The sequence below is a fragment of the Micromonospora sp. KC606 genome (assembly GCF_004348675.1).
In the GTDB taxonomy this organism is placed as follows: Bacteria; Actinomycetota; Actinomycetes; order Mycobacteriales; family Micromonosporaceae; genus Micromonospora.
Map to the genome: position 1 here is coordinate 1 of NZ_SMKN01000228.1, position 9200 is coordinate 9200.

Genomic DNA, 9200 nt, shown 5'->3' on the forward strand with positions numbered 1-9200 from the left:
CGCCGCCCCCGGGGAAGACCTGTGCCGGCTCTACGCCGAGGTGCTCGACCGCACCGACGTCACCCCGGCACACAGCTTCGTCGACCTCGGGGGCGACTCCCTGTCGTACGTCGAGATGTCGATCCGCCTGGAGCAGGTGCTCGGTCAGCTCCCGCCGAGCTGGCACACTGTGCCGATCGGCGAGCTCCCCGCGCCGAGGGCCGGCCGCCCCCGCCGCCGCCGGGCGTTGGAGACCAGCGTCGCGCTGCGCGCGATCGCCATCGTGCTCATCGTCGGCTCGCACATCCCGCTGTTCACCCTCACCGGTGGGGCGCATCTGCTGCTCGGGGTGGCCGGGTTCAACTTCGCCCGGTTCCAGCTCACCGACGCGACCCGGACCGGCCGCCTGCGGCAGGTGCGTGCCGGGCTGATCCGGATCGTGCTGCCCACCGTGGCGTGGATCGCGGCGATGCTGGTGGTCACCGACCAGTACCGGCTGAGCACCCTGTTCCTGGCGCACAGTCTGGTCGGCCCGGACGACGCCCGCACCGAGTGGCACTTCTGGTTCATCGAGGCCTTGGTCTACATCCTGCTCGGGGTGGCCGCGCTGCTGGCCGTGCCCGGGGTGGACCGGTGGGAGCGCCGGCACCCGTTCACCCTGCCGATGACCCTCGCCGGGCTGGGGCTGCTCAGCCGCTACGACGTGTTCGGCCTCGACGCCCGGTACGACCTGCCCACCGCGCCCGTGGCGTTCTGGCTCTTCGCGCTGGGCTGGGCCGCCGCCCGCGCCGGTGGGGTGCGGCAGCGGCTGCTGGTGACCGCCGCGGCGGTGGCGACCGTGCCGGGCTTCTTCGGCCAGCCTGGCCGGGAGGCGCTGATCGTGGCGGGATTCGCGCTGCTGATCTGGCTGCCGACCGTGCCGAGCCTCGGATCGGTGAACCGGGTGGCGAGCATCCTCGCCGGCAGCTCGCTCTACATCTACCTGACCCACTGGCAGGTCTACCCGCACCTACGCGACCTGCCGCTGGTCGCCCTGGTGGCGTCGCTGGCGCTGGGCATCGGGTACGCGGCCCTGGTCAGCCGGGCCGGCCGCTGGTTCGCCATCCACCGGCTTTCAATGAGACGTTGACAATGCATCGTTGATGGCGTCTGATAGGAGGATGGAGCAGTTCACCGTCCCCGACGCAGCCCAGGCCCGGGCCGCGCGCACCTACGCCGCCCTGCACCGGCTCACCGAGCGGCACGCCGGCACCGACGCGCGCCGACGCCGCCACACCAACCCGTACGTGGCCGACCCATGGGAGGCCGTCGCCGTCGTCACCGCCCTCGCGGCGGGCGGCGCCGAGCTGGAGCCCGGCGAGGAACCGGTCGACGGCGACGACCTCACCGCCGCGCTGACCCTGCTGCCGCACCTGCGCGCGGAGATGGACACCCTGGAGGCAGGGTTGCTGTCCCTGGCCCGCGCCCGCGGGCTCACCTGGCAGGCGATCGCGTTCGGCCTCGGACTGGGCAGCGCGCAGGCTGCCAAGCAGCGGTACGAACGCCTCGCCGCCCGCACCGTCTGACCGGTCGGCGCCACCACTCGGTCCTGTCAGACTGGGGCCGGACCGGGAGGGGAGGACGCGATGACCCGCGACGAGATGGTGGCGTACTGCCTGAGTCTGCCGGCGGCCTGGCTGGCCCGCCCCTGGGAGGAGACCGAGGTCGCCAAGGTGGGCAGCCGGATCTTCGCGTTCCTCGGCGCCCCGGACGATCCGCCGCGGGTGTGGGTGAAGTGCGCCCCCGACCGGGTGCTGGCCGACGAGTGGCTGCACCGGCACCCGGCCGACGCGGCAGTGGCCCCCTACCTCGGCCGATACGGCTGGAACACGCTGCGACTCGACGGCGGCATCGGCGACGACGAGTTGCTCGAGGCGGTCGACGCCTCGTACGAGGCGGTGGTGGCGAAGTTGCCGAAACGCGAACGCCCCGCCTGACGACCCCGAGAGATCCCTGATCCGTCGCCAGGGGACGGCGGCATGCGCCCACACCTGCTAGATTTTCTTGGCATGTGCAGGTTTTCGCTATGAGCGCGTCCGGGCCGACCGGTGACGAACTGCTCACGGTGTTGGCGACGCTGGCGAATCCGCACCGACTGCGGGTGATCGCCGCCCTCAGCCGGGAGCGCACCTACGTCAGCCGGCTCGCCCGCGACCTGGGCATCAGCCGGGCGCTGCTCCAGTTGCACCTGCGCAAGCTCGAAGCCGCCGGGCTGGTCTCGGCCCAGCTCGAACTCTCCCCCGACGGCAAGGCCATGAAGTTCTACGAGGTCCGGCCATTCGCGTACCGGTTGACGCCGGACGCCATCGCGGACGCGGCCGGCACGCTCAGCACCGACACCGAGGACAGGGACCGACAGGAAGGCGAACGCGATGGACGGACATGAACTGGCGGAGATCGTCGGGGCGATCGGCATCTTCACCCTGACCACGGTCATCGTGGTCGCGGCCGTGGCCCGGATCGCGCCGACCTGGCGGGCCCGCGCGCAGGTGGCCCGCGACCAGGAGTACCGGGCGCTGGCCGAACGGTCGGCGCGTATCCAGGAGGACATGTCCCGGCAACTCGCCGCGATCAGCGGTCGCCTCACCGAGGTCGAGGGCCGGATGACCTCCGTGGAGCGGGTCCTCAAGGACGTCGAGTAGTCAGGTGCCGGGTCGTCGAGCTGCAACTCGACGACCCGGCGGGACGAGCATCACCTCGCCGACGGCGAGTTCCCACGCGCGACACCCATCCAGGGAAAGGACAGCAGTTCATGCTGCGCGAACGCAAATCGCCCACGCACCGACCCCCACCCCGTACACGGCCGCTGACCGAACGCCTGGTCGCCTGGTCGGTGCGGCACCGCACCCTGGCGATCACCGGCTGGTTGGCGCTGGTCGCAGCCGCCGTCCTCGCCGGCGTGCTGATCACCGGCGAGCGGGCCCCCGCCACGGACCCCGGCGAGGCCGGCCGGGCCCGCCACGCCCTGGAGGCCCAGCGCGGGTACGAGCCGATCCAGGAGAACGTGCTGGTGCAGCGGCTCGCCCCCGACGGGCCACCGGCGACGGCCGACCCCCTGCTGCGGGACGCGGTCGCCGACCTGACCGCGACGCTGCGGGCGCTGCCGGCCGGCGGCCTCGTCGTCCACGACCCGTACGCCGCCGACCAGGCCGACCGGATCTCCGCCGACGCGCGGTCGGTGCTGGTCACCTTCGAGGTCGACGGCGACCTCGACCAGCGCCGGACCCGGTGGGCTGCGGCCACCGCCGCCGTCGCCGAGGTCGGCGGGCGGCACCCGCAGGTCCGCCTCGCCCAGGCCGGCGACCGCAGCCTCTCCCTCGCCGTCGACCAGGGCGTCAAGGGCGACTTCGCACTCGCCCACCACCTGTCGCTGCCGCTGACCCTGCTGATCCTGCTGGTGGTCTTCGGCTCCCTCGTCGCGGCGGCGGTGCCGCTGCTGCTGACGCTGACCGCCGTGCTCGCCACGCTGAGTCTGCTCCAGGTGATCGACCACTGGCTGCCGATCAACAGCGTGACCGCGCCGATGGTGCTGCTGATCGGCATGGCGGTGGGCGTGGACTACTGCCTGTTCTACCTGCGCCGCCAGCGGGAGGAACGGGCCGCCGGGTACGACGTGCCGACCGCCCTGGCAATCACCGCCGGCACCTCCGGCCGGGTCGTGGTGGCCTCCGGCCTCACCGTCATGCTCTGCCTGAGCGGGCTGCTGCTCACCGGGATCGAGGCGTTCCGGGGCGTGGCCGTCGGCACGGTCCTCGTCGTCGGCGTGGCGATGCTCGCCTCGGTGACCGTCCTGCCGGCGATGCTGGCCGCCCTCGGCGACCGGGTGGACCGGCTCCGCGTCCCGTGGCTCGGCCGGCGGCGCACCGCGGCCGCCCCGTCCCGGTTCTGGGCGGCCGTCGCCGGCGCCGTGACGCGGCGGCCGCTGCTCTGGGGCGCGGCGGGCACCCTGCTGCTCGTCGTCCTGGCGCTGCCCGCCCTGCGGATGCATGCGCAGGACGCCGCCGTGACCGACAGCCTGCCGCGCAGCGTGCCCACCGTGGACGCGGCGGTGCGGATGCAGCAGGAATTCCCGGGCGCCGCCGCCCCGGCCCGGGTGGTGGTGTGGAGCCGGGACGGGTTTCCGGTCGCCGGTCGGGCCGACGTCGAGGCCGCCGTGGCGGCGCTGCGGGATTGGATCACCGTCGACGGCGACGGACTCGACGGGCCGGTCACCGTCACCGCCGTCGACCGGGTGCTGGTGGTCCGGGTGCCGCTGGCCGGCTCGGGCACCGACGCGGCATCGGAGCGGGCGTTGGCGGCGCTACGCGGCGACGTGCTGCCGGCGACGTTGGGCCAGGTCGACGGGGTGGGCCACGCGGTCATGGGCCGCACCGCGTTCGCCCACGACTTCACCGAGCGGATGACCAGCCGGGCGCCCCTGGTCGTCGGGGCTGTACTGCTGCTGGCCTTCGTCCTGCTCACGGTGATGTTCCGCAGCCTGGCGGTGCCGCTCGTGTCGATCGCGCTGAACCTGCTGTCGATCGGCGCCGCGTACGGGGTGCTCACCTGGGCGTTCCAGGACGGCCACCTCGCCGGCGCGCTGCACTTCACTTCGTACGGCGGGGTGGTCGGCTGGCTGCCGCTGTTCATGTTCGTCCTACTGTTCGGACTCAGCATGGACTACCACCTGTTCGTCCTCAGCCGGATCCGGGAACGGTGGGCGGCCGGCACCGCCCCGGGGCCGGCGATCATCGAGGGCGTCGGGCGCAGCGCGGGAGTGGTCACCAGCGCGGCGACGATCATGGTCGTCGTCTTCGCGGTGTTCGTGACGCTCAGCGCGGTGGAGTACAAGATGCTCGGCCTCGGCATGGCGGTGGCCGTACTCGTGGACGCCACGCTGGTGCGCGGCGTGCTGCTGCCGGCGGCGCTGGCGCTCTGCGGCGAACGGGCCTGGGGGCCACGCCGGCCCTGACGGCGACGCGGCGCGCGGGATGCCCCGCGCGCCGCGACCGGCCGTCACGGCCTCAGCGGGGAACGACGCGCTCCGCGGCCCACTCCCGCCAGCCGGCCAGCTTGTCTGCCGCCGTGGCGAGCTGGTCGGCGACCGGGCCGGGGCCGGTGGAGCCGGGAGTGGTCCGGGCGGCCAGCGCCGAGCGGACCGACAGCACGTCCCGCACGCTCGGGTCGAGGTGCCCGCTGACCGCGGCCAGGTCGTCGTCGGAGACCTCGTCGAGCGCGCAGTCCCGGGCCACGCAGAGCGCCACCAGCCTCCCGGTGATCTCGTGCGCGTCACGGAACGGCACGTTCCGGCGGACCAGCCAGTCGGCAACCTCGGTGGCGAGGGAGTAGCCGACCGGCGCGGCGGCGACGAGCCGGTCCACCCGGACCGTCATCGTGGAGATCATCCCGGCGAGGGCGGGCAGCAGCAACTCCAGGGTGTCGACCGCGTCGAAGGCCGGTTCCTTGTCCTCCTGCATGTCCCGGTCATACGTCAGGGGCAGACCCTTGAGCATGGTGAGCACGCTCACCAGCCCGCCGACCAGGCGGCCGGACTTGCCCCGGGCCAACTCGGCGACGTCCGCGTTCTTCTTCTGCGGCATGATCGACGAGCCGGTGGCGAAGGCGTCGTCCAGCTCGACCCAGCCGAACTCCTGCGACGTCCAGAGCACCACCTCCTCGCCGAGGCGGGACAGGTGCACCCCGATCATCGCGGTGACGAAGAGGAACTCGGCGACGAAGTCCCGGTCGGCCACGGCGTCCATCGAGTTCGCGAAGGAGGTTCGGAAACCCAGCTCCTTGGAGACCGCCACCGGGTCCAGCGGCAGGCCCGAACCGGCGAGCGCGCCCGCCCCGAGAGGACTGATCGCGGCCCGGTGGTCCCAGTCGCGCAGCCGCTCCAGGTCGCGCAGCAGCGGCTGCACGTGGGCCAGCAGCCAGTGCCCGAAGGTGACCGGCTGGGCGTGTTGCAGGTGGGTCATGCCGGGCGCGGCCGTCTCCACGTGCCGCTCCGCCTGCTCCACCAGGGCCTCGGCCAGCTCGACCAGCCGGGCGGCCACCCCCCGGGCGTGGTCACGCAGGTAGAGCCGCAGGTCGGTGGCGACCTGGTCGTTGCGGGACCGGCCGGCACGCAGCTTGCCGCCGAGGCTGCCGAGCCGCTCCAGCAGGCCGCGTTCCAGGGCGGTGTGCACGTCCTCGTCGTCGATCGTCGGGCGGAACTGCCCGGAGGCGCAGGCCGCCTCCAGGTCGTCCAGCGCCGCCAGGATGCGCCCCAGTTCCCCCGGGTCGAGCAGGCCCGCGCCCGCCAGCACCCGGGCGTGCGCCCGGGAGCCGGCGATGTCGTACGGGGCGAGACGCCAGTCGAACTGCACGCTCACCGACAGCCGCGCCAGGGCCTCGGCGGGGCCGCCGGCGAACCGGCCGCCCCACAGACTCGTCCGGTTGGTGGCGGCGCTGTTCTCGGTCAGGCTCTTGTCGTCCACGCCACCCATTCTGGTCGTCACGATCAGGAGCCGCCCAACCGGGCGTCCCGGGCGGCGGCCATCTTGCTGGGCAGGCCCCACAGCTGCACGAAACCCTTGGCGAGCGACTGGTCGAAGGTGTCACCGGTGTCGTAGGTGGCCATGCCGAAGTCGTAGAGGCTCGCCTCGGAGCGCCGACCGGTCACGGTGGCCCGGCCACCGTGCAGGGTCAGCCGCACCTCGCCGGACACCTGACGCTGGGCGTCGTCGATGAAGGCGTCCAGGCTGTTCTTCAACGGCGAGAACCACAGGCCGTCGTAGACCAGCTCACCCCACCGCTGGTCGACGCTCTTCTTGAACCGCGCCAGGTCCCGCTCGACGGTGACCGCCTCCACCTCCTGGTGCGCGGTGATCAGTGCGATCGCGCCGGGAGCCTCGTACACCTCTCGGCTCTTGATGCCGACGAGCCGGTCCTCGACCATGTCGAGCCGGCCGACGCCCTGCGCGCCGGCCCGACGGTTCAGCTCCAGGATCGCCTGGTACGGGGTGACCGTCTCACCGTCGATGGCGACCGGCACCCCGGCGTCGAAGGTGATGACGACCTCGTCGGCGTCGCGCGGCTCGGCCGGGTCGGCGGTGTACGAGTACAGGTCCTCGATGGGGGCGTTCCAGATGTCCTCCAGGAAGCCCGTCTCCACGGCGCGGCCCCACAGGTTCTGGTCGATCGAGTACGGCGACTTGGCCGACACGTCGATCGGCAGGCCCTTCTCCTCGGCGAAGGCGATGGCCTTGTCCCGGGTCCAGGCGAAGTCCCGGGCCGGGGCGACGATCTTCAGGTCGGGGGCGAGCGCACCCAGGCCGACCTCGAAGCGGACCTGGTCGTTGCCCTTGCCGGTGCAGCCGTGCGACACGATGGTGCCGCCGTGCTTGCGGGCAGCGGCCACCAGGTGCCTGACGATCAGCGGCCGGGACAGCGCGGAGACCAGCGGGTACCGGTCCATGTAGAGGGCGTTGGCCCGGATGGCCGGCAGGCAGTAGTCGGCGGCGAACTCGTCGCGCGCGTCGACCAGCTCGGACTCGACCGCGCCGCAGTCCAGGGCACGCTGCCGGATGGCGTCGAGGTCCTCGCCGCCCTGCCCGACGTCGACCGCGACCGCGATCACCTCGGCGCCGGTCTGCTCGGCCAGGTAGGGAATGGCGACGGAGGTGTCTAGACCCCCGGAGTACGCCAGGACGACCCGCTCGGTCATGGGGTGCTCCCTTCAACGTTCTCTTCCCGGCGGGCCCAGCCGGCGAGCTGGTCGCCGAGCGCGGCCCCGCCGTCGGCCTCGCGGGCCACGACGAGGATGGTGTCGTCGCCGGCGATGGTGCCGACGACCTCGGGCAGGCCCGCTCGGTCCAACGCGCTGGCCAGGTACTGGGCTGCGCCCGGCGGGGTGCGCAGCACGGCGATGTTGCCGCTGGAGTCGACCCCGTTGAGCAGCTCGTGCAGCAGCCGCACCAGCCGGGCGGGGGCCGCCTCGGCGTCGCGCAGCGGCCGGTGGCCGTCCTCGGGAATGACGTACACGGCCCGCCCGTCGCCGCCTCGGGCGGTGACCGCGCCCAGCTCCTTCAGATCCCGCGACAGGGTGGCCTGGGTGACCTGGATGCCGTCAGCGGCGAGCAGGTCGGCCAGCTCGGTCTGCGAGCGGACCGCCTTGTCGCGGATCAGCTCGACGATGCGGGCGTGCCGGGCGGCGCGGGTCAGCGGGGCGGTCACGAGACCGTCGCCTCCCGGGTCGCGCTCCCGGACGCCTCCAGCAGGAACGTCAGCACCGCCTTCTGGGCGTGCAGGCGGTTCTCCGCCTGGTCGAACACGGCGCTGCGCGGGCCGTCGAGCACCTCGTCGGTGATCTCCTCGCCCCGGTGCGCGGGCAGGCAGTGCAGCACCATCACGTCCGGCCCGGCGTGGCCGAGGAGCGCCTCGTTGACCTGGTACGGCAGGAACGGGGTGATCCGGTCCAGCCCGTCGGCCTCCTGGCCCATCGAGGTCCAGGTGTCGGTGGCGACGACGTGCGCGCCGCGGACCGCCGCCACCGGGTCGACGAGCACCCGGACGCTGCCGCCGGTGCTGGCGGCGATCTTCTCGGCACGGGCGACCACGTCCGGCTCGGGCTGGAACCCGGCCGGCCCGGCGACCCGGACGTGCATCCCGGCCATCGCCCCGGCCAGCAGGTACGAGTGCGACATGTTGTTCGCCGCGTCTCCCAGGTACGTCAGGGTCCGCCCGGCGGTGCCGCCGAACCGCTCCCGGACGGTGAGCAGGTCGGCCAGGAGCTGGCAGGGGTGGTAGGTGTCGGTGAGGGCGTTGACGACCGGCACCGTGGCGTGCGCGGCGACCTCGGCGATCCGGTCGTCGCCGTGGGTGCGCAACACGATCGCGGCGACGTAGCGGGACAGCACCCGACCGGCGTCACCGAGGGTCTCGCCCCGGCCGAAGTGGGTGACCTGGGTGTCCACCACCAGCGGGTGACCGCCCAACTCGGCGATGCCCACGTCGAAGGAGAACCGGGTGCGCAGGCTCTGCTTGTCGAACAGCACGGCCACCGAGCGCGGCCCGGCGAGCGGCTGGAACGCGAACCGGTCGGCCTTCATCCGCGCGGCGATGTCGAGCACGGACGACTGCTCGACCGGGGTGAGATCGTCGTCCCGCAGGAAGTGCCGGATCATGCGCTGACCTCCGAGGTGGTGGGCGCGGCGGCGGGG

Annotated in this window: 10 protein-coding genes; 6 read left to right on the forward strand and 4 right to left on the reverse strand. The window is 73.2% G+C overall.

From position 1 onward, the window contains the following. The 6 genes from E1193_RS27135 to E1193_RS27160 all read left to right on the forward strand — a co-directional run. A partial coding sequence (locus E1193_RS27135; RefSeq protein ID WP_243707927.1) for an acyltransferase family protein occupies positions 1–1108 on the forward strand: 1108 nt, incomplete at its 5' end. A 31-nt stretch (positions 1109–1139) separates the two neighbouring features. Further along, the gene (locus E1193_RS27140) at positions 1140–1544 is read left to right on the forward strand and encodes a DNA-binding protein (RefSeq protein ID WP_132186020.1); all 405 of its coding nucleotides are present in this window, start codon (positions 1140–1142) and stop codon (positions 1542–1544) included. Positions 1545–1604: 60 nt separating this feature from the next. Next, a complete protein-coding gene (locus E1193_RS27145; RefSeq protein ID WP_132186021.1) occupies positions 1605–1955 on the forward strand; it encodes an MmcQ/YjbR family DNA-binding protein in 351 nt (116 codons plus the stop codon). A gap of 89 nt (positions 1956–2044) precedes the next feature. Next, complete coding sequence (locus E1193_RS27150) at positions 2045–2404, forward strand: helix-turn-helix domain-containing protein (RefSeq protein ID WP_132186022.1); 360 nt, start codon at positions 2045–2047, stop codon at positions 2402–2404. Further along, entirely contained in the window at positions 2391–2660 is a 270-nt protein-coding gene (locus E1193_RS27155; protein WP_207922885.1) for a hypothetical protein, read from the forward strand. Before E1193_RS27150 ends, E1193_RS27155 begins: the two co-directional genes overlap by 14 nt. 110 nt (positions 2661–2770) lie before the next feature. Further along, on the forward strand, positions 2771–4969 hold the full coding sequence (locus E1193_RS27160) for an MMPL family transporter (RefSeq protein ID WP_132186023.1): 2199 nt from the start codon (positions 2771–2773) through the stop codon (positions 4967–4969). A gap of 52 nt (positions 4970–5021) precedes the next feature. Here the strand turns inward: E1193_RS27160 and argH are convergent, their stop codons facing one another. Genes argH through argF form a run of 4 tightly spaced genes read right to left on the reverse strand, consistent with a single transcriptional unit; the run spans position 5022 to position 9164 of the window. Beyond that, positions 5022–6485: an argininosuccinate lyase gene (gene argH, locus E1193_RS27165; RefSeq protein WP_132186028.1), complete on the reverse strand. Its 1464-nt coding sequence runs from the start codon at positions 6483–6485 to the stop codon at positions 5022–5024. Between the two features lie 14 nt (positions 6486–6499). Continuing rightward, positions 6500–7705 carry an argininosuccinate synthase gene (locus E1193_RS27170; RefSeq protein ID WP_132186024.1) on the reverse strand — a complete coding sequence of 402 codons (1206 nt, stop codon included), beginning with the start codon at positions 7703–7705 and terminating at the stop codon, positions 6500–6502. Further along, positions 7702–8214: an arginine repressor gene (locus E1193_RS27175; protein ID WP_132186025.1), complete on the reverse strand. Its 513-nt coding sequence runs from the start codon at positions 8212–8214 to the stop codon at positions 7702–7704. Before E1193_RS27175 ends, E1193_RS27170 begins: the two co-directional genes overlap by 4 nt. Continuing rightward, positions 8211–9164 (reverse strand): ornithine carbamoyltransferase, encoded by a 954-nt coding sequence (gene argF / locus E1193_RS27180; protein ID WP_132186026.1) that lies wholly within the window; start codon positions 9162–9164, stop codon positions 8211–8213. Before argF ends, E1193_RS27175 begins: the two co-directional genes overlap by 4 nt. Positions 9165–9200: the final 36 nt, after the last annotated feature.

Excerpts from the sequence above, each read along its gene's own strand:
- E1193_RS27145 (WP_132186021.1), top strand. The coding sequence starts at position 1,605 with ATGACCCGCGACGAGATGGTGGCGTACTGCCTGAGTCTGCCGGCGGCC.
- argF (WP_132186026.1), bottom strand. The coding sequence starts at position 9,164 with ATGATCCGGCACTTCCTGCGGGACGACGATCTCACCCCGGTCGAGCAG.
- E1193_RS27155 (WP_207922885.1), top strand. The coding sequence starts at position 2,391 with ATGGACGGACATGAACTGGCGGAGATCGTCGGGGCGATCGGCATCTTC.
- E1193_RS27160 (WP_132186023.1), top strand. The coding sequence starts at position 2,771 with ATGCTGCGCGAACGCAAATCGCCCACGCACCGACCCCCACCCCGTACA.
- E1193_RS27140 (WP_132186020.1), top strand. The coding sequence starts at position 1,140 with ATGGAGCAGTTCACCGTCCCCGACGCAGCCCAGGCCCGGGCCGCGCGC.
- argH (WP_132186028.1), bottom strand. The coding sequence starts at position 6,485 with ATGGGTGGCGTGGACGACAAGAGCCTGACCGAGAACAGCGCCGCCACC.
- E1193_RS27150 (WP_132186022.1), top strand. The coding sequence starts at position 2,045 with ATGAGCGCGTCCGGGCCGACCGGTGACGAACTGCTCACGGTGTTGGCG.
- E1193_RS27170 (WP_132186024.1), bottom strand. The coding sequence starts at position 7,705 with ATGACCGAGCGGGTCGTCCTGGCGTACTCCGGGGGTCTAGACACCTCC.